Genomic DNA, 25,521 nt, shown 5'->3' on the forward strand with positions numbered 1-25,521 from the left:
GACATTGGCAGAGAAGGGCAGGCGTTCTGGCGTCAGGCTGACCGCTCGCGGCGCCATCGCGCTCACCCTGGTCGCCACCCTGGCCGGCTACGTGCTGACCGCCGTGCTCGGCCTGTCCTATCTGGTGGGGGCCGCGTTCGTGGGGTCGTGCCTGCTCGGCGTGCTCCTGGTCAACCGGCGCGAGTTGCTGTCCCTGGTGGTCACGCCGCCGCTGGTGTTCTTCTGCGCGACGCTCTTCGTCGAGCTGGGGCGCGCGTTCGGCTCGGTGTCGATCGTCCAGTCGCTGGCCCTCGGCCTGTACGGCTCGCTGACCCGCGGCGCGCCCTGGCTGTTCGCGGGTTCGGCGGTCGTCCTGGCCGTGGCCTGGCGGCGCGGCCTGCGCGACAACGTACGGGAGCTGCGCGAGGACCTGCGGGCGGGCGCGGAGATGCCGCGCCCGCGCCAGCCGTTCGTGCCCGAGCCGGAGGGCTACTTCGAGCCCAAGGTCTACGGCACCCCGCGCGGCGACGACTAGGACACGCGCAGGTCCTTGCGCAGCTCGTGCGGGAGCGCGAAGCGCACGCTCTCCGGCACCGACTCGACCTCGCGCACGTCGTCGAACCCGTGACCGGCCAGGCGCGCGAGCACCTCGTCGACCAACTCCTCGGGCACCGAGGCACCGCTGGTCACGCCGACCGTGGTGACGCCTTCGAGCCACTCGTCCTGGATGAGTCCGGCGTTGTCCACCAGGTACGCGGCCTCGGCGCCGTGGTCCTTGGCCACCTCGACCAGGCGCTTGGAGTTGGAGGAGTTGTCGGAGCCGACCACGATCACGAGCTGGGCCTCGGCCGCGATCTCCTTCACCGCGACCTGCCGGTTCTGGGTGGCGTAGCAGATGTCGTCGCTCGGCGGGTCGATCAGGGTGGGGAAACGCTCCTTGAGGCGGGCGACCGTCTCGGTGGTCTCGTCGACCGACAGGGTGGTCTGCGAGAGCCACACGAGCTTGTCGGGGTCCTTCACCTGGACCTTGTCGACCGAGTCGAGGCCGTCCACGAGCTGGATGTGGTCGGGGGCCTCGCCTGAGGTGCCTTCGACCTCTTCGTGGCCTTCGTGCCCGATGAGCAGGATGTCGTAGTCCTGGGCGGCGAACCGCTTCGCCTCGTTGTGCACCTTCGTGACCAGCGGGCAGGTGGCGTCGACGGTACGCAGGCCGCGCTGCCTGGCCTCCTCGTGGACGGCCGGCGAGACGCCGTGGGCCGAGAACACCACGATCTCGCCCTCGGGCACCTCCTCGGTCTCCTCGACGAAGATGGCGCCCCTGGCCTCCAGCGTCTTGACGACGTGGGTGTTGTGCACGATCTGCTTGCGGACGTAGATCGGCGCGCCGTACTGCTCCAGGGCCTTCTCGACCGCAACCACGGCTCGATCGACTCCGGCACAGTAGCCACGCGGTTTGGCTACGAGTACTCGGCGGGAAGTGGGGGTCTGGGGCTCCATACTTCTTATGCTACGTGGAGCGGCCATCAGGGCTGCGCGTGCGTGGTCGCCCGCCGTTTGCCAGACTGGCCGTCCAATACAGACCTCCCAGGGAGATGTCATGTCCCTCAGCGACGTGATACGCAACATCGCCAGAACCGTTACCAACAAGGACGAACTCAAGGAGAAGGCCAAGGACCTGCCGCTGCTCGTCGTCCAGACCACGCTCAGCGCCGCCGGGCAGGCGTTGCTGGTGGTGGACCGGATGAAGAACTCCATCAAGGGGCTGGGCGGCGGGAAGGAGGAGGAAGAGGAGCACGACTCCCGTCCCTCCGCCGCCGAGCAGGTCGCCGTTCCGCCGGGTGAGGGTGAGAAGGCGGCGCGCAAGGAGCCGGTGATCTTCGCGCCGCGTCCGGAGGCCGCGCCCAACGGATCCTCCAAGGGCAAGCCCGACCCGGTCATCTTCGCGCCCGCCGGCAAGACCACCACCAAGACGGCCCCCGAAACCGAGCCGACCGCCGAGCCGGTCGCCAAGCCGGTCGCGGACGCCAAGCCGGTCGCGGAGGCCAAGCCCGCCGCGGAGGCCAAGCCCGCGACGAAGATCGAGCCAAAGCCCGTCGCGGAGGCCGAGCCCGTCGCGGAGGCCGCTGTGGCTGAGGCGCCCGCCGCTGAGGCGCAGGCCACGCCCGCCGCCGCCCCTGAGGCCGCCGCTGAGGCTGTTGTCGAGGCCGCTGAGGCTCCCGAGGTGGCTGAGGCTCCCAAGAGCGCTGCGAAGGCCACGAAGAGCACCAAGGGCACGAAGGCCACCAAGGCGACGAAGACCGCCAAGGCCGCCGCCGCGCCCGCCGCCGAAGCCGTTGCCGAGCCCGTCGCCGCGGCTCAGGACGGTGTGCTCAAGGCCGCCGCCGAGGCCACCGAGCCGGCCGCCGCCGCGGACGAGCCCACGCACGTCCCCGCGGACCTGGCCGAGCCGCTGCCCGGCTACTCCGAGCTGACCGTGGCCTCCCTGCGCGCCAGGATGCGCGGCAAGTCCGCCGAGCAGATCGGCGACTACCTCGCCTACGAGCGGGCCACCCATGCCCGCGACGAGGTCGTGCGCATGTTTGAGAACCGCCTGGTCAAGCTGCGGGCCGGGGAATAGTCACGGCGAGCCCGTAGTCTTCCGGCATGACCTCGAAGACCACGCCCGAGTCCCCCCTGCCGATCCGTACGGTCCTGCAGATGGTGGGCGGATGGATCGGCAGGCTCGGCACGGTCTGGGTCGAGGGCCAGATCACCGATCTGAGCGCGCGTGGCGGCACGGTGTTCCTGACCCTGCGTGACCCGGTGGCCAACGTCTCGGCCCGGGTCACCGCGCCGCGCGGCGTCTACGAGGCGGCCGAGCCGCGCCCCACCGACGGCGCCAGGGTCGTGGTGCACGTCAAGCCGGATTTCTGGGTCAACAAGGGCTCGTTCGCCTTCACGGCCATGGAGATCCGGCCGGTCGGCGTGGGCGAGCTGCTGGCCAGGCTGGAGCGGCTGCGCCGGCTGCTGGCCACCGAAGGGCTGTTCAACGCCGACAGGAAGCGGCGGCTGCCGTTCCTGCCGGGCACGATCGGGCTCGTCTGCGGGCGTGACTCGGCCGCCGAGCGCGACGTGCTGGAGAACTCCCGCCGCCGGTGGCCGGCCGTGCGGTTCAAGGTGGAGGAGGTGGCCGTCCAGGGGCCGTACGCGGTCGGGGAGGTCACCGAGGCGCTGCGCAAGCTCGACGCGGACCCCGAGGTCGAGGTGATCGTGGTGGCCAGGGGCGGCGGCTCGCTGGAGGACCTGCTGCCGTTCTCGGACGAGACGCTCGTACGCGCGGTGGCGGCCTGCCGTACCCCGGTGGTCAGCGCGATCGGCCACGAGCAGGACAGCCCGCTGCTCGACCTGGTGGCCGACGTACGCGCCTCCACGCCCACCGACGCCGCCAAGAAGGTCGTCCCCGACGTGGGCGAGCAGCTCACGCTGGTCCGCCAGCTGCGCGACCGCGGGCGCCGGGTGCTGAACGGCTGGCTCGACCGCGAGATGTCGTGGCTGACGTCGGTGCGCTCGCGGCCGTCGCTGGCCGATCCGGTACGCGAGCTCGAACGCCGGGCCGAGCAGGTCGACGCGCTGCGGGAACGGGCCAGGCGCTCGCTGACCGGCTCGCTCGACCGGGCCTCCGACGACCTCACGCACCTGCGGGCCCGCCTGGTCGCGTTGTCACCGGCGGCCACGTTGGAGCGCGGCTACGCGATCGTCCAGCATCCGTCGGGCGAGGTCGTACGCCTGGCCAAGGACGTGCCGCCGGGCACCCCGCTGACGATCAGGCTGAGCGACGACCGCCTGTCGGTCCGTACGGAGGACTAACACCCGCGCACGACGACGGCGGCCAGGTCGGCGAGGCCGGCCTTGATGTCCTCCACCGTCATGCCGCGCTCCTCCCGCTGGAACCTGATCAGCCACGCGCTGGCCGGCGCGAGCAGCGCGTCGGCCAGGTAGGCGCAGTGGGGCCCTGGGCGGCTCTGGGCGAGCAGGCTCGACAGGTGCACGTGATGCACCTTGTACGGCCCGCTGTAGCGCGCCTTGCCCGGCCCGTTCTCCAGCAGCAGGAACAGCTCCTCCTGCTCGACGATGCGGTCGACCAGCGCGTGCAGGAACGCCGTGACCCGCTCGGCCGGCGGCGCGCCCGGCCCGAGCGGCGGCGGCCCGCTCAGGAACGCCTCCTGGAACCGCCGCTCCCGCTCGTCGATCAGCGCGAGGACGAGACCCGCCCGGTCGCCGAAGCGCCGGTAGACGGTACCCACGCCCACGCAGGCGGCCTTGGCCACCTCGTCGAGCGAGAGCTCGTCCGCGCCGCGTTCGGCGATCATCGTGGCGGCCACTTCGATGATCTTCCGGCGGTTGCGCGCGGCGTCGGCCCGTTCGGGCTGGGGTTGCCCGACGATGGGCAGTGGTTGACGTGCGCGCACGCCTGGAGCATAACCCCACTTGTAAACGGAGAGCTCTCCGGTATTCTCCGAATCGGAGAACTCTCCGATTATGAGGAGCTGAGCATGACCAACTCGTTCAACCAGCAGATCATCGACGAATTCCGGGCCAACGAGGGCCGGGTGGGCGGTCCGTTCGAGGGCGCGTCGCTGGTGCTGCTCACGACCACGGGCGCCAAGAGCGGCAGGCCGACGACCACGCCGGTGATGTACCTGCCCGACGGCGACCGCTATGTGGTCATCGCCTCCAACGCGGGCGCCGACAACCATCCGGCCTGGTACCACAACCTGCGTGCGACCCCCACGGCCACCGCCGAGGTCGGGGTCGAGACGTTCGACGTGAAGGCCGACTTCGCCGAGGGCGAGGAGCGTGACGCGCTCTACGCCCGCATGGTGGAGATCGCCCCCGGTTTCGCGGAGTACGAGGCCAAGACCAGCCGCCGCATCCCGGTGGTGTTGCTCAGCCGCACCGCTTCCTGAGGCGGCCGGCCCGATCAGAAGGGGGCGTCGTCGGCGCCCGGCTCCGAGCGCCTGGCCATCGCGGCGGCGAGCTTGACCCGGGCGCCCTGGAGCCACTCCTCGCAGACGGCCGCGAGCTTCTCGCCGCGCTCCCAGAGCTCGATCGACTGCTCCAGGGTGAGCCCGCCCGTCTCAAGGCGGCGCACCACCTCGGTCAGCTCCTCGCGGGCCTGCTCGTACGAAGGTGTCTTCTCGTCTGCCACGGGCACCACCCTAGACGCCGGCGGGCCCGGCCAGGCCTCAGCCCTTGTCGCGCTGCTGCAGGAGCCCGGCCAGCTCGGTCAGCTCCGGCCAGTCGGCCGTGCCGGTGATCACGAGGGTGACGTCGGGGAGCACGCGCACGAGCGAACGCTGCTTCTTGTCCTCGCGGAAACGCCTCTCCCAGGTCACGTCGCCGACCTGCTGGTTGCCCGCGGGTTTGGCGATGCCCGTCATGCGGTTGGCGAACTCGGCGGCCGGCTTCTCGTCGCTCTGCGCGAACATCGCGTGCTGCCTGGCGGCCGTGGCGTAGCCGAGGTAGAGCACCTGCGCGCCGCCCTCGCCCTTGGCGATCCTGTTGCTGTTGGGCACCCAGCCCGACGGGTCCTTCTGCGGCGCCCACACCTGGTAGGGCACCTCATGCCCGAAGTTGGCGACGGTGATGGAGTAGTCGAGCCGCGGGATGTGCTCCTCCCGGCTCTGCGGGGCGACGAGCATGAACAGCCCCACGCCCGCCAGACACACGAAGAGGGCTACCGCGTAGCCGTAGAAACCTTGGGTGAACCGTCGCACACTTGGCGAGGTTACCCGCTGGAGGGCGCGGTCGCCGAAGCGGCGGGCCTGATCCGGCCGATGATGGCGAGCACCTCGTCGGCCATCGCGCGGTCGCCGGAGAAGACGATCTCGGAGACGGCCGCGGCCAGGGCTCCGGTGACCACGACGACGAGCGCGGGCTCGTCCTCGAACAGGGCGGCGTTGCGCTGGGCCCACGTACGCAGGCGGTCGCGCATGACCACCTCGAAGCCGGGCGGGCCGTCGCCGCGCAGGAACAGGGCGGCCAGCTCACGTTCCTCAAGGCAGCCGTCGAGGTAGGCGCGGGCGGCGTCGATGAACACGCGCATGGGGTCGCCCTCGCCGGCGGCGCGGGCCGTACGGGCGGCCTGCTTGGTGCGCTGGGCCTGCCGGGCCTGCCATTCCTCCCACAACGTGAGGTAGAGGTCGGCCTTGCCGGAGAAATGGTGGTAGAGGCTGCCCACGCTGGCGTCGGCCTTGGCGACGACGTCCGTCACTCCGGCCTCGGCGAAGCCCTTGGAGACGAAGACCTCCCTCGCGGCCGCCAGCAGCGAACTCCGCGTCGCGGCGCCGCGCTCGGACGTGCGAGGCTGGGTCACCGCGTGTTCCACTTCGCTCATTCGATCTCCTCCACGGCCGGGGCGCATGTCCATGGTGGAGGCGAGATCTTCTACGCGCACGGGATATGGCGCAAAATCCGTTCTCCGTCATGCGGGGGCACCCATATAGATATCCCTTTTGGCCAGTCCCTGACCATCGCGCCGCAACCGTCGTGCAGGCAGGCGCGCCGGAGGGTGCAGATTATCCCCTTCTGACCGGGAATAGACCGGCAACTACGATCGAGAGAGTTCCCAACGAGGAGGCCACTCAACATGTCCGATCAGACGTCGGTACCGGCAGCGCTCGCGACGGGCGAGCACGCCCCTGACCGCAACCTGGCGATGGAGCTGGTACGCGTGACGGAGGCGGCTGCGATGGCCGCGGCCCGCTGGGTGGGCCGGGGCGACAAGAACGGCGCCGACGGCGCGGCGGTCAACGCCATGCGCCAGCTGATCAACACGGTGTCGATGAACGGCGTGGTGGTCATCGGGGAGGGCGAGAAGGACCACGCCCCGATGTTGTACAACGGCGAGCGCGTCGGCGACGGCAGCGGCCCCGACTGCGACGTCGCGGTGGACCCGATCGACGGGACCAGGCTGACCGCGCTCGGCATGCCCGACGCGGTGTCGGTGATCGCGGTGAGCGAGCGCGGCTCGATGTACGACCCGTCCGCCGTGTTCTACATGGAGAAGCTGGTCACCGGGCCGGAGGCGGCCGACGTGGTGAACATCGAGGCGTCGGTGGCCGACAACATCAACGCGGTGGCCAGGGCCAAGCACTGCTCGCCGTCCGACGTCACCGTGGTCGTGCTGGACCGGCCGCGGCACGAGAGGCTGGTCAAGGAGATCAGGGAGACGGGCGCCCGGATCAAGTTCATCGTGGACGGCGACGTGGCCGGCGCGATCATGGCGGCCCGCGCGGGCACCGGCATCGACCTGATGCTGGGCATCGGCGGCACGCCCGAGGGCATCGTGGCCGCGTGCGCGCTCAAGTGCCTGGGCGGCGTGATCCAGGGCCGGCTGTGGCCGCGCGACGACGCCGAGCGCGGCAGGGCCGTCGAGGCCGGGCACGACCTCAGCCAGGTGCTCACCACGAACGACCTGGTCAGGTCGGACGACGTGTTCTTCGCCGCGACCGGCATCACCCAGGGCGAGCTGATGCAAGGCGTACGGTTCAGGTCGGGCGCGGCGGTGACCAGCTCGCTGGTGATGCGCGGCCGGTCGGGGACCATCAGGAAGATCGAGAGCGAGCACCAGCTGTGGAAGCTGCGCGCCTACAGCGCGATCAACTTCGACACGGCCGGCTGACGCTCAGCGGCGGCGTTTGCGCTTGGGCGGTTCCTTGACCTTGACCTCGCCGGCGAAGTTCGTGGTGTGCACCTCGACCACGGGCCCGCCGGGCTCGACCGGCTGCTTGGTCAGGCGGACGGTCTTGTCCTTGGTGACCCTGATCACCTCAAGGCCCTCGGGCACGTGGATCTCCAGGCCGCCGAAGACCAGGGTGGCGTTGATGACGATCCGGCTGTTCTGCAGGATCGCGTCGCGGAAGTCCAGCTTGGTGGTGCCGAACATGGCCGTGACGCCCAGCTCGGCGGGCACCACCCAGCGCCCGCCGCGCTGCTCCTTCTTGAAGATGGCCGACACCGGCCGGCCGTCGAGGTTGAGCGGCTGCTCCTCGGCCGGGAGCAGGTCGGCGGTGAGCCCGGCCAGGTCGCCGAGCGTACGCGCGGAGTAGACGACGCCGAGCCGCTCCTCCAGCTCGACGAGGTCGAGCCGGCCGTCGGCGTGGGCGTCCTGGAGCACCTGCGCGATGCGCTCGCGGTCGGCGTCGGAGGCGCGCAGCTCGTGGGGTTGCGGAACGCCGGGCGCGGCGGGATTGCGCCGGGCCGTCATGAACTCCTCGGCCAGCCGTTCTCCGACTTCCTGCAGCTTCGGCAACCACGATCCCGCGCGTTCGTTCACACTTCTGACGATATCCGGCGACCCGGGTAATCGCTCGCCCAAGAGCTGACCAACAAGGGCGCACATCCGCGAATCCGCCCGAGCAGCGCGCCGAACTCCCGGACCGGTTCCACGTTCGCCTCGGCGCGCCGGAATCCTGCCGCGCTTGTCACCGTTGATCCCCGCGAGAGGCTTCTGGCCGTCGGACCCGGGAGGCGGGCGTGCATCAACCGGCACGGTGGGGACTGGGTGCGGCGGGCGTGGGCATCGCCGTGATCGTGGGCCTGGAGCTGACCAGCCTCGACGAGGTCAACCCGATCAGGCGGACGATCAGCGAGCACGGCCTCGGCCCCGACGGGTGGATCTTCGGGGGCGCCGTGGGGCTGCTCGCGGCCGGGTCCGCCGCCATCGGCGTGTCCCTGGCGCGCAAACGGCTGGCCGGGGCGGTCGGCACGGTCGCGCTCATGGCCTGGAGCGTGGGCCTGTTCATGACGGCCTCGTTCCAGAAGCACGACTGGTCGGTCGGTCCGAGCATGAGCGGCAGCATCCACCGGATCGGCAGCTTCGTGGCCTTCCTCAGCCTGCCGCTCGCCGCCGTGGTCATCGCCCGCCCCTGGCGGCATCCGGAGCGGCGCAGGTCGGCGGTGGTGGCGTTCGGGCTGGGGGTGTGCTCGATCTTATGGGTCGCGGGCATCGGTACGGCGATGCTGATCGGCTCCGGCCACGGGCTGCCCTGGTACCGGGTCATGCCGCTCGGCCTGGTCGAACGGGGGCTGGCCGTCACCGAGGTGGCCGCGCTGCTCGCCCTCGGGGTGTGGGCGGCCGCCGGGCGGCTGGCGGCGGCCGAGCCCGCGCGGGTGGTCAGTCAGGCCGTAGAGCGGCGATGAGCTCTTCCACGTAACCGCGGAAGATCGCCGCCATGTCCACCTGGTCGGGGTCGATCAGCCACTGGGTCTGGAGGCCGTCCATCATCGCGATCAGGCGGTCGGCGTGGGCCTCGGCGTCGAGGCCGGGCCGGAACTCGCCGCGTTCGACGCCCAGGCGCAGCGAGGCCGCGACGTCGGCGCGCAGCCGCCGGTAGCGCCGCCTGGCCCACTCGTGGCCGGGGTGGCCGGGGGTCACCGCCTCGCCGCTGATCACCGAGAAGAGCTGGACGAGGCCCGGCACCCGCGCGTTGTGGTCGACGACGTCGGCCAGGGCGCGCAGCGCGTCGGCGCCGCCCTCCCGGCCGGGCCCGAACCTGCGCTGGTCGAGCTCGTCGCGGTAGTCGAGCACCGCGACGAGCAGGCGTTCCTTGCTCTTGAAGTGGTGGAGCAGGCCGGCCTGGGAGAGCTCGACCCGCTCGGCGATGCGGGCCAGCGAGGCGCCGCGGTAGCCGTTGTCGGCGAACTCCAGGAGGGCGGCGGCCAGGATGCGCTCCTTGCGCGCCTCTCCGGTCGCGTAACCCCGTTTCACCCCGGCACCTTATCTGCTGCTGGCGTACGGCCCTGACCAGCCGCTAACCTGACTCCGCCTCACGTTTTGATTACCCCCCGATCAGGAGGCCGTCGTGCCGTCCCCGCGTGATCGCCAGGCCCGTACCGCCACATTCGTCGTGTACGGCGTGCAGGGCCTCTCCTTCGCCACCCTGCTCGTCCAGGTGGCCAGCCTCCAGGGCAAGCTGGAGCTCACCGACGGGGCGCTCACGCTCCTGCTGCTGATCGTGCCCGTCTTCGCCGGCGTGGGCAGCGTCGGCGCGGGCACGTTCGCCGCCCGCTACGGCAGCAAGCCGCTCCTGCGCGTCGCGCAGCCCGCGGTGGCGCTCGCCGTGGTGCTCACCGGCCTCGCGCCCTCGGTGCCGCTGGCCGTACCCGCGCTGCTGCTGTTCGGCCTGGCGGTCGGCGCGGTGGACGCGGGCATGAACATGCAGGGCGTGGCGGTCGAGCGCCGCTACGGCACCGCCGTGCTGAACGGCTTCCACTGCCTGTGGAGCGTCCTCAGCCTGGCGGGCGCCCTGTGGGCGGTGTACGCGGCCGGCCGGATCTCGCTGGCCGTCACCATGGCGATCCCGATGGTCCTCGCGCTGGCCGGCTCGCTCTACGCCGGGCCGAAGTTGTACACGATCGCCGAGGAGAAGGTCGAGAACGTCGTCGAGGCCGCGACCGGCAGGTTCCCGTGGCGGCCGATCATCCCGCTCTGCCTGGCCATGGGCTTCCTCTACATCGGCGACGCGGCGGTGTCGAACTTCGCGACCGTCTTCATGGGCAAGGCCCTGCTCGCCCAGGACAGCGTGGCCAAGCTGGCCTACAGCGTCTACCAGGGCGCGACCCTGGCCGTACGGCTCGGCGGCGACGTCGCGGTCCGCCGCTACGGCCCGGCGGCCATCGTCAGGCTCGGCGGCGCGCTGGCCACACTGGGCTTCCTCGGTGTCGTGGTGGCCCCGAGCCAGCCGCTGGCGATCGTCGCGTTCGGGCTGACCGGGCTCGGGCTGTCGGTGGTGGCGCCGCAGTCGTTCTCGGCGGCGGGCAAGCTCGACCCGGCGGGCACCGGGGTGGCCATCGCCAGGGTCAACCTCTTCAACTACGTGGGCTTCATCGTGGGCGCGGCGCTGATCGGCGGCATCGCCGACGCCACGGACTGGCGGGTGGCGTTCGTCGCGCCGCTGCTGCTGGCCGGCGTGATCATCGTACTGGCGCCGGGCTTCGCGCCCAGGCGGGCCGCCGCCGAGGCGTAGCCCGCCGCTCAGGCGCGCACCTCGGCCACCAGTACGGGACGGGACTCGCGCAGCGACAGGTCGGCGGCCTCGGCGACGTACAGGGCGGCCAGGGCGTCCTCGACCGAGCACAGGCCCTCGCCGCCGCGCAGGAAGGCGTCGATCTCGGCCGCGTACGCCGCGCCGAACCTGGCCACGAAGTCGGGCCAGGGCGGGCCGGGCGGTTGCAGGCCCTCGGCGCTGCGCAGCGGGGCACGCGGGCCGAGCCCGACCGCCTGGGTGCCCTTCGTGCCCGCCAGTTCCATGCGCACGTCGTAGCCGGCGCCGTTGTAGCGGGAGCCCTGGAGCGTGACCAGCGTGCCGTCGTCCAGGATGAGCAGGGCGGCGCTGTTGTCCACGTCGCCGGCCTCCGCGAAGAAGGCCGCGCCGCGGTTCGCGCCGGCGGCGTACACCGAGACGACCTCGCGGCCGGTCACCCAGCGCAGGATGTCGAAGTCGTGCACGTGGCAGTCGCGGAAGACGCCTCCGGACAGCGGGACGTACTCGGCCGGCGGCGGCGCCGGATCGGCCGTGACCAGGTGGACGCGGTGCAGCTCGCCCAGTTCCCCGGCCCGCAGCGCCGCGGCGGCGGCCCGGTAACCGGGGTCGAACCTGCGCTGGAACCCGATGCCCACCCGGTTGCCCGCGCTCGCCTCCAGCACCTTGACCGTCTCGGCGACCGTGCCTGCCGCAGGCTTCTCGCAGAAGGCGGGGACGCCCAGCTCGCAGGCCCGTACGAGGAGCTCGGCGTGCGTGGCCGTCGGCGTGGCGATGACCACGGCGTCGGCCTCGAACGGGTCCCCCGGCCTGCCGTACGGCGAGGTGCGGACCGGGTCGGCCACGATCAGCTCGTCGACCAGGGGATGCGCGGCGAGGTTCGCGGCGTGGAAGGCGCCGATCCGGCCCAGGCCCAGCAGTCCCACACGCATGCCGCCTCCAGCGGGGTTCCGAACGGGCTCTTCTCCCTCAGTCCATGCTATGTCCAGACATATGGACTTTTAAGCCTCGAACAGCCTCCGCGGCCTGATGGACCGGGACCCGCGCGAACCCGACCACGACCGCCGGAGGACCGGGCGAGAACCGCATCGGCCCGACCGGCTCGGCGGACAGGCCGATGCCCTGGGCCGCATGGACGAACCGGAGCTCGTCCCAGCCGTCCGGCAGGTCGAGGCAGACGTGCAGACCGGCGTCGATGCCGCGTACGCGGATCTCCGGCAGCTCCTCGGCCAGCGCCCTGACCAGCGCGTCCCGGCGGCGGCGGTACTCCCTGCGCATGCGCCGCAGATGCTTGTCGTAGCCGCCGGTACGCAGGAAGTGGGCCAGCGCGTACTGCTCGATGACCGGTGAGCCGAGGTCGAGCTCGCCCCGGGCGCGGCGGATCGCGGCGGCCAGGCCGTCGGGGGCGGCGACCCAGCCGAGCCGCAGGCCGGGCGCGAGCGCCTTGCTGACGCTGCCCGAGAGGATCACCTGGTCGGGGGCCAGACCTTGCAGGCAGCCGACCGGGTCGCGGTCGAAGCGGAACTCGGCGTCGTAGTCGTCCTCAAGGATCATCCGGTCGCCCGCGCGGGCCCACTCCATGAGCGCGGCCCGCCTGGCCGGGGAGAGCACGACGCCCGTCGGGTACTGGTGGGCGGGCGTGACCAGCACCGCGTCGCCGTCCAGGGCGTCCACGGTCAGGCCCTCGTCGTCCACGGGCACCGGCACCAGGCGGGCTCCCGCGCGCTCCAGCAGCGGGACCTGGCGGTGGCTGGCAGGGTCCTCCACGATCAGGCGCAGCCCGCGTCCCCGGGCCAGGACGTGCAGCACCAGGCTCAGGCCCTGGGCCACGCCGCCCACGATGGCCAGGTTGTCCGGGTGCACGTCCGCCGCCCTGACCCGTCTCAGGTATCCGGCCAGCTCCTCGCGCAGCTCGGGGACGCCGCCGGGGTCGCCGTAGTCGAGCGCGTCGGACGGCACCGTCGCCAGGACGTGCCGTACGGCCGACAACCAGCGCTCCCGGGGGAAGTGGCCGAGATCGGGGGACGTGGCCCGGTGCCCGTGGTGCGGCCCAGCGCCCCCGTCGGTCACCGGCTCCGGCCGGGCGGCCCGTACGGCGCCCAGCGGGGCCACCTCGGTCCCGGCCCCCACCCGCGAGACCAGGAACCCCTCGGCCACGAGCTGCTCGTACGCCTCCACCACCACGCCCCTGGAGACCTGGAGGTCGGCGGCGAGGTCGCGGGTGGCGGGCAGGCGGGTGCCGGGCACGAGCCGTCCGAGGCGCACGCTCTCGCGCAGCTCGGACGCGATCTGCCCAGCAATCCCCCCCAGATCCCGATTTATCTGGATGTGGAGGTCAGCCATATTGGTCCTGTCATACAGCGGGAGATTGGACTGTTTGGATGAACCATTCTCTCCCTAGCATCCTCTCCATGAGAAACGGAATCGCCGGAGCAGCGACGGCCATGTTCCTGGTCGGCACTCTGGCCGGGGTGTCCGGCCTGATCGGCTCCTATCCCGTGTACGGCGGCCAGGCCGTGCGCTACCTCGCGGCCGCCGTCGTCCTGCTGGTCATCACCCGGGCGCTCGGCCTGCGGTTCGTCCGGCTGACCCGGCGCGAGACCCTGTACCTCGGCGGGCTCACCCTGCTCGGCCTGGTGATCTTCAACGTGTGCGTCGTGGAGTCCACCCGGGCCTCGGGGCCGGCGCTGGTCGGGACCGTTCTCGGCACCGTGCCGCTGGCCCTCGCGCTGGCCGGGGGACGTCCCGCGCCGCGCCTGCTGGTGGGGGCGTCGGTGGTGGTGGCCGGGGCGACGCTGGCCACCGGGCTCGGCAGCGGCAACCCGACCGGCCTGCTGTGGGCGCTCGGCGCGCTGGTGGGCGAGGTCAGCTTCTCCATGCTGGCCATCCCCCTGCTGCCGAAGCTGGGGGCGATCCGGGTGTCGGCGTACTCGACGGCGCTGGCGGTGCCCATGCTGGCGGTGATCGGCCTGGTCAAGGAGGGCACGGCCATGTTCAGGGTGCCGAGCGTGGCCGAGACGCTGGGCTTCTCGTACCTGGCGGTGGTGGTCACGGTCGGGGCCTTCTTCCTCTGGTACACCTCGCTGCCCAGGCTCGGGCCGGGGCTCGCCGGGCTGTTCGCGGGGCTCATCCCGGTCGGCGCGATCGTCACGGGCCTTCTGCTCGGCATCGCGACGCCGTCGGCCTATGACCTGGCGGGGGCCGGGCTGGTGATCGCGGGCATCCTGGTGGGGCTCACGGCGCGGCGTTCTCCGGGGGCCGTACCGGTCCCGGGATGACCACCGAAAGGGGGGCGTACCCTCTATGGACATGGACTTCGACTACACCGATCTGCTCCCTTTGGGCGCCGATGAGACCGAGTATCGGCTGATCACGTCGGAGGGGGTGCGGAAGGTCGAAGCGGCTGGGCGTACGTTCCTGGAGGTCGAGCCGGAGGCGTTGCGGCTGCTCACCGAGACCGCGATCCACGACATCTCCCACTTCCTGCGTACGTCGCACCTGGCCCAGCTCCGCAAGATCGTCGACGACCCCGAGTCCAGCGGCAACGACCGGTTCGTCGCCCTCGACCTGCTGAAGAACGCGTCCATCTCGGCGGGCGGCGTGCTGCCGATGTGCCAGGACACCGGCACCGCGATCATCATGGGCAAGCGCGGCCGCCACGTACTGACCGACGGCCAGGACGCCGAGCACCTCTCGCGCGGCGTCTACGACGCCTACACCAAGCTCAACCTGCGCTACTCCCAGATGGCCCCGCTGACCATGTGGGAGGAGAAGAACACCGGCAGCAACCTGCCCGCGCAGATCGAGCTCTACGCCGAGGACCCCCACGGCCACGCCGACGAGTACAAGCTGCTGTTCATGGCCAAGGGCGGCGGCTCGGCCAACAAGTCCTTCCTCTACCAGGAGACCAAGGCGGTGCTCAACGAGAAGCGCATGCTGGCGTTCCTGGAGGAGAAGATCCGCTCGCTGGGCACCGCGGCCTGCCCGCCGTACCACCTGGCCGTGGTGGTGGGCGGCACGTCCGCCGAGTTCGCGCTGAAGACCGCCAAGTACGCCAGCGCCCGCTACCTCGACTCCATCCCCACCGAGGGCTCGCCCTCCGGCCACGGCTTCCGCGACCTGGAGCTGGAGGCCAAGGTCTTCGAGCTGACGCAGAAGCTCGGCATCGGCGCGCAGTTCGGCGGCAAGTACTTCTGCCACGACGTACGCGTGATCCGCCTGCCCCGGCACGGCGCGTCCTGCCCGGTGGCCATCGCGGTGTCGTGCTCGGCCGACCGCCAGGCGCTGGCCAAGATCACGGCCGAGGGCGTGTTCCTGGAGAAGCTGGAGACCGACCCGGCCCGCTTCCTGCCGGAGACCACCGACGAGCACCTGTCGGACGACGTCGTACGGGTCGACCTCAACAGGCCGATGCCGGAGATCCTCGCCGAGCTGACGAAGTACCCCGTCAAGACCCGGCTCTCGCTCACCGGCCCGCTCGTCGTCGCCCGCGACATCGCGCACGCGAAGATCGCCGAACTGCTGGACGACGGCGGCGAGATGCCGCAGTACCTCAAGGACCACGCGGTCTACTACGCCGGCCCGGCCAAGACCCCCGAGGGCTACGCCTCCGGCTCGTTCGGCCCGACCACGGCCGGCCGCATGGACTCCTACGTCGGACGTTTCCAGGCGGCGGGCGGTTCGATGGTCATGCTGGCCAAGGGCAACAGGTCCAAGCAGGTGACCGAGGCGTGCCAAGAGTACGGCGGCTTCTACCTGGGCTCGATCGGCGGCCCGGCCGCCCGGCTGGCCCAGGACTGCATCAAGAAGGTCGAGGTGCTCGAATACCCCGAGCTGGGGATGGAGGCGGTGTGGAAGATCGAGGTCGAGGACTTCCCCGCCTTCATCGTCGTGGACGACAAGGGTGACGACTTCTTCACCGACCGCACCGGACCGGTGCTGAGCATCGGGCGCAGGTAGGCCCGAGCGCGTCGAAGGGTGCCGGGCGGGCGGTCGCGCCCCTCGGCACCGGACGACGGGGGGTTGCCCTCGGGCCGGGGAGGCCCGCGGGGCTCAGGCCGCGACGACCGCTCGGTGGGGGGCGACGACGCTGCCGTCAGGCAGGAGCAGACCCGTGTCCTCGAACAGCACCACGCCGTTGCAGAGGAGGCTCCAGCCCTGGTCGGGGTGAGCCGAGATCACGTGCGAACGCTCACGGTCGGGCGAGTCCGCACTGGGGCATACGGGAAAGTGCATGCACATCATCGCGCACCTCTCAGATGGCGCTCCTGCTTCCTGCTGGTCAAAAGGGCAACTGTCGCCCCGACGGCGTGCGAAGGTCCAGTGCGGCTGTGGTCGGCTTCTTCGGCCGGCGGCGAACCTGTGTCTGGCGCACCTTCATCACGTCCTTCAACTTCTGTCGTCAGTGGAACCTTCGGCGTATTCCCCCAGTTTGGCGGCCGACACCGACACTTTCGGCGCTTCTGGGTGCTCGCCTGCTCTCATGGGATAACCATGCCCCCGTCCCCTTTCGGCACCCTTACAGCTTGCTGACGGTGCCTCGTGGTTCCTGTCAATCAGCCTGCCGTACGGCTGAAAGTCCCCTACTAGGCATCATGCACATTTATCGGGAAGACGGGTGTGCCGAACGTCACAACCGCGTTGACGTGCACTAATGCGGACAAAGCGCGCATCCCCGGTAGGAATGCGCGCTCTGTGGATGTGTCAGGCGGCGTAGGACGGGTAACCGTAGCCGACGACCTGCGACGTCGGGCGGACGCGCTCCTCGACCTTGCCGTTGCCGGTGTTGCCCTCGATCGTGGAGATCGTGCCGTCGCCGTTGTCCTTGACGACGAAGCCGACGTGCTGGATGGCGCTCAGGTCCTTGCTGCCGCCCCAGGAGAAGAAGACCACGGCGCCGGGCTTGGCCTCGGTGCCCCAGCGGTCGTTGGCGGCGAACCACTTGGCGTGGGCGACGGTGTAGGCGTCCCAGCCGACCTGCGGGCGGGCGCCGGTCTGCTCGCCGACCCAGGAGACGAACATCGAGCACCAGGCGGCGTTGACGTAGTCCTGGCGGCTGCCGCCGTCACGGGCGACGGTCTCGCCGGCGCGCTGCGAGGAGGCGTACCACTTCTGGAACTTGGTGCCGCCGCCGTTGGCGTCCTCGGTGGTGCCGACCTGGGCCTTGGCGGTGGCCAGGACCTGGGCGGCGGTGACGTTCACCCTGCCCTGGGCCGACCCCTGCGCGGCGGACCCCTGCGCGGCGGTCTTGGTGCCGGTCACGTGCGCGGTCTCGGCGTTGACGGCGGCGGCGGCGCCCAGAGCGGTCACGGCGATGGTCGCGCCGAGAGCGAGCTTGGCGATATGGGTACTGGTCATCATGGCGTGCTTGGCCATCGGGGGTGCTCCTTTGCTCACCGTCCGCGCATGAGGCACGGCGGGTCACAGGTGTGAATCCTGCGATGGGTGATGACGACAGATCTGCGGGGGCGCCTCGACACGGCTGCCCTGCCGTCGCGGTACAAGTAGCTACAACAGCGCCCTGACCTGGGTAATTCCCATCCCAAGAAATCCCCACGGACGCCTGTGCGCGGGCGGCCCAATGCCACCCGCGCACCGGCTGGACCTAACTGACCCTCGCCACGATGCCAAGGCGGGACCTAGGTCGCAAGTCTGATGCAGTTGCGAACTACTTGCAATAGTGTCGTCCGTAGATCTACTTCGAGAGGACGCGCACATGGCGGACTACACCCTTCCCGACATGCCCTACGACTACGGCGCCCTGGAGCCGGCCATCACCGGCGAGATCCTGGAGCTGCACCACGCCAGGCACCACGCGGCCTACGTGAAGGGCGCCAACGACACGCTCGAACGCCTGGCCGAGGCCCGCGAGGGCGGCGACTTCGGCAACCTGGTCGGCCTGGAGAAGACCTTCGCCTTCAACCTGTCCGGGCACGTACTGCACTCGATCTTCTGGGAGAACCTGTCGCCCGACGGCGGCGACCGCCCCGACGGCGCCCTCAGGGCCGCCATCGACGAGCACTTCGGCACCTTCGAGGCGTTCCAGAAGCAGCTCACCACGGCGACGGCGTCCGTGCAGGGCTCGGGGTGGGGCGTGCTGGCCTGGGAGCCGCTGAGCCGCCGGCTGGTCGTCGAGCAGATCTACGACCACCACGGCAACGTCGGCATGAACACCACGCCGATTCTCGTCTTCGACGCCTGGGAACACGCTTACTACCTGCAGTATCGCAACGTGCGCCCGGACTACGTCGAGAAACTGTGGGGCATCGTCAACTGGGCCGATGTGGCCCGCAGGTTCGCTGACGTAACGAGTCAGGCAGGTTGACTGAAGTTCGCAACTTTTTATCGGCCCGGCCTCTACTGGTCGGTTTACACAAATAGGTAAGCTGCCTGGCATGCGTGCGCCCTCCGGTTACCTACTCGCCGCGCGCTATCGGCTCATGGAGCCGGTTGGTCGCGGCGGCATGGGCACCGTTTGGCGGGCGCATGACGAGTTGCTCGACCGCGACGTGGCGGTGAAGGAAGTTCGGCTGCCCACCGTCCTCGACGAGGAGCTGCGCGCCGAGTTGTGCGCGCGGACCGAGCGCGAGGGCAGGGCGACCGCGATGGTGGCCCATCCCTCGGTCATCACCGTCTTCGACGTCGTGACCGAGGACGACCGCCCCTGGATCGTGATGGAGCTGCTCCGGGCCAAGTCTCTGGAGCAGCTCATCCAGGAGCACGGACCGCTCCACCCGCGCCGGGCCGCCGAGATCGGCCGGCAGATCCTCGGCGCGCTGCGGGCCGTCCACGCCAAGGGCATCCTCCACCGCGACGTCAAGCCGAGCAACGTCCTGGTGACCGAGGACCGCGCGGTACTCACCGACTCGGACTGGCCGCCCTCGAAGGCGACGTCTCCATCACACAGGCGGGGATCGTCCTGGGATCGGCGGGTTACATCGCACCCGAGCGGGTTCTCGGCTCGAAGGCCAGCCCCGCGGGCGATCTGTGGTCGCTCGGCGCGACCCTCTACACCGCCGTCGAGGGCCGGGGTCTGCACGGCCGCCGTACGGCCGCCGCCGCCCTGGCCGCGCTGACCAGTGGCGAGCCGATCCCGATGAGCAAGGCGGGCCCGCTGGCCCCCGTGCTCGACGCGCTGCTCAGGATCGATCCACAGACCCGGCTCGACTCGGTACGGGCCTCGCTCATGCTGGCCAGGGTGGCCGCGGGCGGCTCGGCGGAGGAGCCACTGGCCCCGCGCAGGCCCGTACGCCCGGTGCCGGTGATCGCCTCGCCCCCTTTCGCACGCAGGCCCGCGCACCGCGGGCTGCACAGGGCGGAGGCCACCGCGGCCGCGCTGTCGGTCCCGGCGCCGCGTCAGGAGCGGCGAGCGGGTGAGGGCGTCCACCGGAGGCGGGTCGAAGCCCGTCCAACTCCGTCCACTTATGCCCGTTTCAAGGCGGCGGTGATAAAGTTGTTCCTTCCTCGGCGGTTCTGGCCAAGAGAACTTCGCAAGCGAGGGTAAAGCACTTCCCAAGCGAGAATCGATATCTTCTTCTCATGCCGGAACAGCAGACACGCCTGCTCGCGGAGCGCTACGAGCTCATGTCCCCGCTCGGCCGGGGCACGATGGGCACGGTGTGGCGCGCCCGCGACCGCGCGCTGGGGCGCGAGGTGGCGGTCAAAGAGATCCGCCAGGACCCGGGGCTCACTGAGGAACAGCGGACCGAGCTGCGCGAGCGCATGGTGCGCGAAGGCCGCCTCGCCTCGCGGATCAACCATCCGTCCGTCGCAGCCATCCACGACGTGCTCATCCAGGACGACAGTCCCTGGATCATCATGGAGCTCATCGAGGCCCGCTCGCTGGAGCAGGTGATCGAGGAGGAGGGGCCGCTGCCGCCGCGGCTCGTCGCCGAGATCGGCGTCGACCTGCTCGGCGCGCTGCGCGCCGCGCACTCCCAGGGCATCACGCACCGCGACGTCAAGCCGGGCAACGTGCTCATCACCGAGAGCGGCCGGGTGGTGCTGACGGACTTCGGCATCGCCAAGGCCGAGGGCGACTCGCGGCTCACCAAGACGGGCATGGTGATCGGCTCGCCGGGGTACACGGCGCCGGAACGTGCCAGGGGTGAGTACACCGGGCCGGAGTCGGACATCTGGTCGCTGGGGGCGACGCTGTACTTCGCGGTCGAGGGGCGGCCGGCGTACGAGCGGGCCACGATCGCCGAGACGCTGGCGGCGCTGCTCAGCGAGAGCGCCGACCCGCCCACGCAGGCGGGGCAGCTCCGGCCGGTGCTGAACGGGCTGCTGAACAAGGACTACCGGCAGCGGCTCAGCGCTGCCAAGGCGGAGACCCTCATGCGGATGGTCGCCGACACGCCCACGAGCGAGATGCCGGCGCTCACGGCCGAAGCCCTGATCGCCCAGGAGACCGCCTTGCCCGACCCCTTCAGCTCCTCCCCCGGCCCTTCCGATGCTTCCGGGGCCCCTGGTGCCTTCGGGGCTCCCGGGGGAGCGCCGGGTGCGCCCGGCGGCCGGGGAGCCTCGGGTTCCTCCGGGCCGTACGGGCCGGGCGCCACGCCCGGATCGCCCGCCTCGGGCCCGCAGGCCACGCCACACCCCGCCGGAGCACGCCCCGCAGGCCCTCAGGGGCAGTCGGGCCCTCAAGGGGCCGGCAGGGGGCCGTTGGGGGCGCCGACGATGCCTCAGGGGACCGTGCCCGGGAAGTCGCCGCACGGCGGGCCGGGCGCGGCCGGGAGCGGCCCTGGTGCCGGTGCCGGTGCCGGTGTGCCGGGTGCCGCCGGCGGGCTCGGGGGCTGGGCCTCGGGCGACGACGGGGACTTCGATCCCGAGCGGACCGTCAGCGTCCAGCGTCCCAAGGGGCCGTTCTCGCCTGAGCAGGGCGGGCGTCCGGGGCAGAACCAGGACGACGAGGGCGCCATCAACACCATGCGCATCGCCTCCCCCCGCTCACCCGGCCAGCAGGTCTACCCGCCGACGCAGCAGCCCCACCCCCAGCAGGGGCCGGGGCAGGGCGTTCAGGGCGTTCAGGGTGGGCCGCAGCAGGGTCCCGGGCAAGGGCCTGGGCAGGGCGGGGCGCAGCGGCCCATGCCCAGGCAGGGCGGGCCGCAGGGCCAGGGCCTCGGGACGGACCTGTTCGCCATCGCCGGGCAGCCCGAGAAGCCGCCCGCGGGCAACCGCAACGGCATGCTCGTGCTCATGGCCGTGGCGGCCGCCGCCGCGGTCGTGATCGCCGTCCTCATCGTGGCCCTCCTCTCCAGCTGACCCACTCACGCCGCCCCTCAGGCCGACCCCGTACGGCGGCCGGTCCCGGAGGGCGGCGGTGGTTCAGACTGGAGTCATGAGCGAGTTCAGAATCGAACATGACTCGATGGGCGAGGTCCGCGTGCCGGCGGGAGCACGGTGGCGGGCGCAGACCCAGCGGGCGGTGGAGAACTTCCCGATATCGGGGCGGCCGCTCGAACCGTCCCACATCGCCGCGCTGGGCCTGATCAAGGCGGTCGCGGCGGAGGTCAACGGCGAGCTGGGCGTGATCGACAAGGACCTGGCCGGGGCCATCGCGCAGGCCGCCGCCGACGTCGCGGAGAACGAGCACGACGCCCACTTCCCCATTGACGTCTTCCAGACCGGCTCCGGCACCTCGTCCAACATGAACGCCAACGAGGTGATCGCGACGCTGGCCGAGGAGCGGCTGGGCCGTCCGGTGCACCCCAATGACCATGTGAACGCCTCCCAGTCCTCCAACGACGTCTTCCCGACCTCGATCCGCGTGGCGGCCGCGATCGAGGTGACCTTCCACCTGCTGCCCTCGCTCACGCACCTGGCCGAGACGCTGCACGCCAAGGAGGCCGAGTTCGCGCAGGTGGTCAAGTCGGGCCGGACCCACCTGATGGACGCCACGCCGGTGACCCTCGGCCAGGAGTTCGGCGGGTACGCCGCCCAGGTCGACCACGGCGTGACCCGCGTGCGTACGGCGCTGGAGCACGTACTGGAGCTGCCGCTGGGCGGCACCGCGGTGGGCACGGGCATCAACACGCCGCCGGGCTTCGCCCGGAGGGCGATCGCGAAGCTGGGAGAGGCGAGCGGCATCCCCTTCCGCGAGGCCGCCGACCACTTCGAGGCCCAGGGCGCCCAGGACTCCATCGTGGAGCTGTCCGGGCAGCTCAAGGTGGTGGCCGTGTCACTCAACAAGATCGCGAACGACCTGCGCTGGATGGGCTCCGGCCCGCGCGCCGGGCTCGGCGAGATCAACCTGCCCGACCTCCAGCCGGGTTCGTCCATCATGCCGGGCAAGGTCAACCCGGTGATCCCCGAGGCCACGACCATGGTCGCGGCCCAGGTCATCGGCAACGACGCGGCGATCACCTTCGCCGGGGCCTCGGGCAGCTTCGAGCTCAACGTGCAGCTCCCGGTCATCGCCCGCAACATCCTGGAGTCGATCAGGCTGCTGGCGAACGTGTCCCGGCTGCTGGCCGACCGCTGCGTCGCCGGCATCACGGCCAACGTCGACCGCCTGCGCGAGTACGCCGAGTCCTCCCCCTCGATCGTCACCCCGCTGAACCGGTACGTCGGCTACGAGGAGGCGGCCAAGATCGCCAAGCAGGCCCTGGCCGAGCGGAAGACCATCCGCGAGGTCGTCTTCGAACGCGGCCACGTCGCCGCCGGCACCCTGACCGAGGAGCAGCTCGATGACGCACTCGACGTGCTGTCCATGACCAGGCCGCCCACGGAGGGCTGATCCACATAGGTCGACACGGATCTATGTCGGCTACACCCATGCGTCCCGGCGCGGCGACCGCCTAGGGTTCGGAGTATGGCGAAGGAGCTGACTGGGCGGACCGCGCTGGTGACGGGGGCTGGGGGCGGCATCGGCGCCGCCTGCGCCCGGCGACTGGCCGCCGCGGGGGCCAAGGTCCTGGTGGTCGACAGGCAGGGCGAGGCGGCCGGGAAGGTGGCCGCGGAGATCGGCGGGGTCGCGGTGGTGGCCGATCTGGGCGATCCGGCCTTCGCCGGGTCGTTGCCGGACGAGCCGGTGGACATCGTGGTGAACAACGCCGGGTTCCAGCACGTGGCGCCGATCGAGGAGTTCCCCTCCGAGGTGTTCTCCGCCATGATGCGGGTGATGGTGGAGGCGCCGTTCCTGATCGCGCGGCGGGTGCTGCCCGGCATGTACGCCCGGGGCTGGGGGAGGTTCGTGAACATCTCGTCGGTGCACGGGCTGCGGGCCTCGCCGTACAAGGTGGCGTACACGACGGCCAAGCACGCGCTGGAGGGGTTCTCCAAGGTCGTCGCGCTGGAGGGGGCGGCCCACGGGGTGACCTCGACCTGTGTGTGCCCGGCGTACGTGCGTACGGCGCTGGTCGAGGCGCAGATCGAGGACCAGGCCCGGGTCCACGGCATCGGCGGCGACGAGGTGGTCGAGAACATCATGTTGCGGCCCGCCGCGGTCAAGCGGCTGATCGAGCCCGAGGAGGTGGCCGAGCTGGTCGCCTACCTCTGCGGCCCGTACGGCTCCTTCATCACCGGCGTCTCCCTGCCCGTGGACGGCGGCTGGACGGCCCACTAGTGAACACGCGAGGGAGTGCCACCGGCGTCTGGCGACCGAGCCGGCCTCACGGAGTGAGGCCATGAGCAGGCGGTTCCTGGAGCTGCTGGCGCGGGAGGCGTCGGCGGTCGAGTTCGAGGGGCCGATCGTCGAGGCCAGGGCGCAGGGCGCCGATCCGGCCACGATCGAGGAGCTTGAGCAGGCCAAGGTCGAGGCGCTGAAGGTCAGGGCCCTGCTGAGGCGGCGGGCCAGGCGCGAGGCCGAGCTGTCGGCGCTGTACGACACCGCCGGCGACCTGGCCGCGCTGCGAGACCTCGACGCCGTGCTCGAAGCGATCGTCCACCGGGCCAGGCAACTGCTCGCGACCGACATCGCGTACATGACGCTGCACGACCCCGAGCAGGGCGACACGTACATGCGGGTCACCGACGGGTCGATCTCGGCCAAGTTCAGGGCGCTCAGGCTGGCCATGGGGGCCGGGCTCGGCGGGCTGGTCGCGCAGACGGCCACGCCGTACGCGACGGCCGACTACTTCGCCGACGCCAGGTTCCGGCACAAGGGGCACATCGACGAGGCCGTCAAGGAGGAGGGCCTGGTCGCGATCCTCGGGGTGCCGCTGCGGCTGGGCCAGCGGGTGATCGGCGTGCTCATGGCGGCCAACCGCAGTGCCAGGCCCTTCCACCAGGAGGAGGTCTCGCTGCTGGCCAGCCTGGCCGCGCACGCCGCCGTCGCGATCGACAACGCCCGCCTGCTGCAGGAGACCAGGAACGCGCTGGAGGAGCTCTCGCAGGCCCACCGGACCGCCAGGGCCCACGGCGAGGCCGTCGAACGGGCCGCGCTGGCCCACGACCGGATGACCTCGCTGGTGTTGCGGGGCGGCGGCATCGAGGACGTCGCGGCCGTGGTGACCGAGGTGCTCGGCGGGTCGCTGGCCGTGCTCGACGACCTGGGCCGGCCGATCACGGGCGACGTGGGCGAGCTGGACGCGGGGGTGTTCGAGGCGGCGCAGGCGTCCAGGGCGCTGGGGCGTACCGTGCGCAGGGGCGACCTGCTGATCGCGTCGGTGGACGTCGGCGGCGAGCCGTTGTGCACGCTCATCCTGCGCAGCGACGACGCCGACGAGCGCATCCTGGAGCGGGCCGCGCTGGTGAGCGCGCTGCTGCTGCTGTTCAGGCGGAGCGTGGCCGAGGCCGAGGGGCGGGTCAGGGGCGAGCTGCTGGAGGACCTGATCTCGCGGCCGGGCTCGCCCGGCCTCGCCGACCGGGCCCGGCGGCTCGGCGTCGACCTGCGCGCGCCGCACGTCGTGGTGGTCGCCAGGCACGGCGGGCAGCGCGAGCGGGCCGCGTTCTGGGCCTCCTCCCACGCCGCGGTGCGGCACGGGCTGGCGGCGGGGCGCGGCGACGAGGTGGTGCTGCTGCTGCCGGGCGTCGACGCGGGCGGCCTGGCCCAGCGGGTGGCCGCCGAGCTGAGCGCGTCGCTGCACACCCCCGCGACGGCGGGCGCCGCCCCGGCCCGCCTCCCGGACAGCACAGGCGCGGGGATGGGTGGCGTCGCCGAGGCGTACCAGGAGGCGCGGCGGTGCGCCGAGGCGCTGATCGCGCTCGGCCGCGCCGGCGACGGCGCGAGCCCCGCCGAGCTGGGCTTCGTCGGCCTGCTCGTGGGCGACGGCCGCGACGTTCGCGGCTTCGTCGGCCGCGTGGTCGGCGCGGTGATCGACTACGACGCCCGCCGCGGCACCGCGCTCACCGACACCCTGGCCGCCTACTTCGGCACCGGCGGCTCACCCTCCCGTACGGCCGAGGCCATGCACATCCACGTCAACACCGTGACGCAACGCCTCGACCGCATCGGCAAGCTGCTCGGCGACGGCTGGCTGGAGCCCGAACGCGCCCTGGAGATCCAGCTCGCCCTTCGACTGCACCGGCTCGGCCACACATCAACCGCACAGACTGTGGGTTCTGACTCCATATGAGT

The 25,521-nt window shown here is 71.4% G+C and carries 27 protein-coding genes; 16 read left to right on the plus strand and 11 right to left on the minus strand.

The annotated features are described in order from the left end of the window. The first annotated feature begins 4 nt into the window (after window positions 1-4). Window positions 5-514, plus strand: a complete 510-nt coding sequence (locus tag IEZ27_RS36035) for a DUF6542 domain-containing protein (protein ID WP_125636718.1) — start codon at window positions 5-7, stop codon at window positions 512-514. Here IEZ27_RS36035 and IEZ27_RS36040 read toward each other — a convergent pair. After that, window positions 511-1,476: a 4-hydroxy-3-methylbut-2-enyl diphosphate reductase gene (locus IEZ27_RS36040; protein WP_189651365.1), complete on the minus strand. Its 966-nt coding sequence runs from the start codon at window positions 1,474-1,476 to the stop codon at window positions 511-513. The genes IEZ27_RS36035 and IEZ27_RS36040 overlap by 4 nt on opposite strands. Window positions 1,477-1,576: 100 nt before the next feature. Between IEZ27_RS36040 and IEZ27_RS36045 the strand changes: the two genes are divergently transcribed. Beyond that, window positions 1,577-2,596 carry a hypothetical protein gene (locus IEZ27_RS36045; protein WP_189651366.1) on the plus strand — a complete coding sequence of 340 codons (1,020 nt, stop codon included), beginning with the start codon at window positions 1,577-1,579 and terminating at the stop codon, window positions 2,594-2,596. Window positions 2,597-2,622: 26 nt separating this feature from the next. Then, complete coding sequence (gene xseA / locus IEZ27_RS36050; RefSeq protein WP_189651367.1) at window positions 2,623-3,825, plus strand: exodeoxyribonuclease VII large subunit; 1,203 nt, start codon at window positions 2,623-2,625, stop codon at window positions 3,823-3,825. On the opposite strand, the gene IEZ27_RS36055 is transcribed toward xseA, so the two are convergent. After that, window positions 3,822-4,427, minus strand: a complete 606-nt coding sequence (locus tag IEZ27_RS36055; RefSeq protein ID WP_189651368.1) for a TetR/AcrR family transcriptional regulator — start codon at window positions 4,425-4,427, stop codon at window positions 3,822-3,824. The genes xseA and IEZ27_RS36055 overlap by 4 nt on opposite strands. Window positions 4,428-4,511: 84 nt before the next feature. Between IEZ27_RS36055 and IEZ27_RS36060 the strand changes: the two genes are divergently transcribed. After that, window positions 4,512-4,925, plus strand: coding sequence for a nitroreductase family deazaflavin-dependent oxidoreductase (locus tag IEZ27_RS36060; protein ID WP_189651369.1), 414 nt, complete (start codon window positions 4,512-4,514; stop codon window positions 4,923-4,925). Between the two features lie 14 nt (window positions 4,926-4,939). Here IEZ27_RS36060 and IEZ27_RS36065 read toward each other — a convergent pair whose 3' ends face one another. From IEZ27_RS36065 to IEZ27_RS36075, 3 genes are read right to left on the minus strand one after another with little or no spacing between them, the layout of a single operon-like run. Continuing rightward, on the minus strand, window positions 4,940-5,167 hold the full coding sequence (locus IEZ27_RS36065) for an exodeoxyribonuclease VII small subunit (RefSeq protein WP_125636712.1): 228 nt from the start codon (window positions 5,165-5,167) through the stop codon (window positions 4,940-4,942). A 37-nt stretch (window positions 5,168-5,204) separates the two neighbouring features. Then, window positions 5,205-5,735 carry a DUF4245 domain-containing protein gene (locus IEZ27_RS36070; protein WP_189651370.1) on the minus strand — a complete coding sequence of 177 codons (531 nt, stop codon included), beginning with the start codon at window positions 5,733-5,735 and terminating at the stop codon, window positions 5,205-5,207. An 11-nt stretch (window positions 5,736-5,746) separates the two neighbouring features. Further along, window positions 5,747-6,355, minus strand: a complete 609-nt coding sequence (locus IEZ27_RS36075) for a TetR/AcrR family transcriptional regulator (RefSeq protein WP_189651371.1) — start codon at window positions 6,353-6,355, stop codon at window positions 5,747-5,749. 252 nt (window positions 6,356-6,607) lie between these two features. Here IEZ27_RS36075 and glpX point away from each other — a divergent pair, with 252 nt between their 5' ends. After that, the gene (gene glpX, locus IEZ27_RS36080; protein WP_125636709.1) at window positions 6,608-7,642 is read left to right on the plus strand and encodes a class II fructose-bisphosphatase; all 1,035 of its coding nucleotides are present in this window, start codon (window positions 6,608-6,610) and stop codon (window positions 7,640-7,642) included. 3 nt (window positions 7,643-7,645) lie between these two features. On the opposite strand, the gene IEZ27_RS36085 is transcribed toward glpX, so the two are convergent. Next, complete coding sequence (locus tag IEZ27_RS36085) at window positions 7,646-8,296, minus strand: DUF1707 SHOCT-like domain-containing protein (protein ID WP_189651372.1); 651 nt, start codon at window positions 8,294-8,296, stop codon at window positions 7,646-7,648. Between the two features lie 200 nt (window positions 8,297-8,496). On the opposite strand from IEZ27_RS36085, the gene IEZ27_RS36090 reads away from it, so the two are divergent. After that, window positions 8,497-9,162 (plus strand): DUF998 domain-containing protein, encoded by a 666-nt coding sequence (locus tag IEZ27_RS36090; RefSeq protein ID WP_189651373.1) that lies wholly within the window; start codon window positions 8,497-8,499, stop codon window positions 9,160-9,162. Here IEZ27_RS36090 and IEZ27_RS36095 read toward each other — a convergent pair. Beyond that, a complete protein-coding gene (locus IEZ27_RS36095) occupies window positions 9,137-9,730 on the minus strand; it encodes a TetR/AcrR family transcriptional regulator (RefSeq protein ID WP_189651374.1) in 594 nt (197 codons plus the stop codon). The genes IEZ27_RS36090 and IEZ27_RS36095 overlap by 26 nt on opposite strands. Before the next feature lie 94 nt (window positions 9,731-9,824). Here IEZ27_RS36095 and IEZ27_RS36100 point away from each other — a divergent pair, with 94 nt between their 5' ends. Next, on the plus strand, window positions 9,825-10,988 hold the full coding sequence (locus tag IEZ27_RS36100) for an MFS transporter (RefSeq protein WP_189651375.1): 1,164 nt from the start codon (window positions 9,825-9,827) through the stop codon (window positions 10,986-10,988). Window positions 10,989-10,996: 8 nt separating this feature from the next. Here the strand turns inward: IEZ27_RS36100 and IEZ27_RS36105 are convergent, their stop codons facing one another. After that, the gene (locus tag IEZ27_RS36105; RefSeq protein WP_189651376.1) at window positions 10,997-11,935 is read right to left on the minus strand and encodes a Gfo/Idh/MocA family protein; all 939 of its coding nucleotides are present in this window, start codon (window positions 11,933-11,935) and stop codon (window positions 10,997-10,999) included. Window positions 11,936-11,972: 37 nt separating this feature from the next. Next, on the minus strand, window positions 11,973-13,346 hold the full coding sequence (pdxR, locus tag IEZ27_RS36110; protein ID WP_189651377.1) for a MocR-like pyridoxine biosynthesis transcription factor PdxR: 1,374 nt from the start codon (window positions 13,344-13,346) through the stop codon (window positions 11,973-11,975). A gap of 68 nt (window positions 13,347-13,414) precedes the next feature. Between pdxR and IEZ27_RS36115 the strand changes: the two genes are divergently transcribed. Together IEZ27_RS36115 and IEZ27_RS36120 are read left to right on the plus strand one after the other, a co-directional pair. Further along, window positions 13,415-14,281: a DMT family transporter gene (locus tag IEZ27_RS36115; RefSeq protein WP_189651378.1), complete on the plus strand. Its 867-nt coding sequence runs from the start codon at window positions 13,415-13,417 to the stop codon at window positions 14,279-14,281. Between the two features lie 31 nt (window positions 14,282-14,312). Then, entirely contained in the window at window positions 14,313-15,962 is a 1,650-nt protein-coding gene (locus IEZ27_RS36120; RefSeq protein WP_229824656.1) for a fumarate hydratase, read from the plus strand. 93 nt (window positions 15,963-16,055) lie between these two features. On the opposite strand, the gene IEZ27_RS36125 is transcribed toward IEZ27_RS36120, so the two are convergent. Both IEZ27_RS36125 and IEZ27_RS36130 read right to left on the minus strand, forming a co-directional pair. Beyond that, complete coding sequence (locus tag IEZ27_RS36125; protein ID WP_189651457.1) at window positions 16,056-16,244, minus strand: DUF5999 family protein; 189 nt, start codon at window positions 16,242-16,244, stop codon at window positions 16,056-16,058. A 462-nt stretch (window positions 16,245-16,706) separates the two neighbouring features. Next, window positions 16,707-17,378 carry a CHAP domain-containing protein gene (locus IEZ27_RS36130; RefSeq protein WP_189651380.1) on the minus strand — a complete coding sequence of 224 codons (672 nt, stop codon included), beginning with the start codon at window positions 17,376-17,378 and terminating at the stop codon, window positions 16,707-16,709. A 340-nt stretch (window positions 17,379-17,718) separates the two neighbouring features. On the opposite strand from IEZ27_RS36130, the gene IEZ27_RS36135 reads away from it, so the two are divergent. The 7 genes from IEZ27_RS36135 (at window position 17,719) to IEZ27_RS36160 (ending at window position 25,519) form a co-directional block, all read left to right on the plus strand. After that, window positions 17,719-18,327, plus strand: coding sequence for a superoxide dismutase (locus tag IEZ27_RS36135; protein WP_189651381.1), 609 nt, complete (start codon window positions 17,719-17,721; stop codon window positions 18,325-18,327). A gap of 70 nt (window positions 18,328-18,397) precedes the next feature. Next, the gene (locus IEZ27_RS54320) at window positions 18,398-19,078 is read left to right on the plus strand and encodes a serine/threonine-protein kinase (protein WP_229824657.1); all 681 of its coding nucleotides are present in this window, start codon (window positions 18,398-18,400) and stop codon (window positions 19,076-19,078) included. A 20-nt stretch (window positions 19,079-19,098) separates the two neighbouring features. Continuing rightward, the gene (locus IEZ27_RS54325) at window positions 19,099-19,506 is read left to right on the plus strand and encodes a hypothetical protein (RefSeq protein WP_229824658.1); all 408 of its coding nucleotides are present in this window, start codon (window positions 19,099-19,101) and stop codon (window positions 19,504-19,506) included. A 35-nt stretch (window positions 19,507-19,541) separates the two neighbouring features. Next, window positions 19,542-21,266: a serine/threonine-protein kinase gene (locus IEZ27_RS55120; RefSeq protein WP_189651382.1), complete on the plus strand. Its 1,725-nt coding sequence runs from the start codon at window positions 19,542-19,544 to the stop codon at window positions 21,264-21,266. A gap of 76 nt (window positions 21,267-21,342) precedes the next feature. After that, on the plus strand, window positions 21,343-22,740 hold the full coding sequence (locus tag IEZ27_RS36150) for a class II fumarate hydratase (protein WP_189651383.1): 1,398 nt from the start codon (window positions 21,343-21,345) through the stop codon (window positions 22,738-22,740). 75 nt (window positions 22,741-22,815) lie between these two features. After that, window positions 22,816-23,568, plus strand: a complete 753-nt coding sequence (locus IEZ27_RS36155; RefSeq protein ID WP_125636695.1) for an SDR family NAD(P)-dependent oxidoreductase — start codon at window positions 22,816-22,818, stop codon at window positions 23,566-23,568. A 61-nt stretch (window positions 23,569-23,629) separates the two neighbouring features. Beyond that, entirely contained in the window at window positions 23,630-25,519 is a 1,890-nt protein-coding gene (locus IEZ27_RS36160) for a helix-turn-helix domain-containing protein (protein WP_189651384.1), read from the plus strand. Window positions 25,520-25,521 lie beyond the last annotated feature (2 nt).

This window comes from Nonomuraea spiralis (genome assembly GCF_014648435.1).
In the GTDB taxonomy this organism is placed as follows: domain Bacteria; phylum Actinomycetota; class Actinomycetes; order Streptosporangiales; family Streptosporangiaceae; genus Nonomuraea; species Nonomuraea spiralis.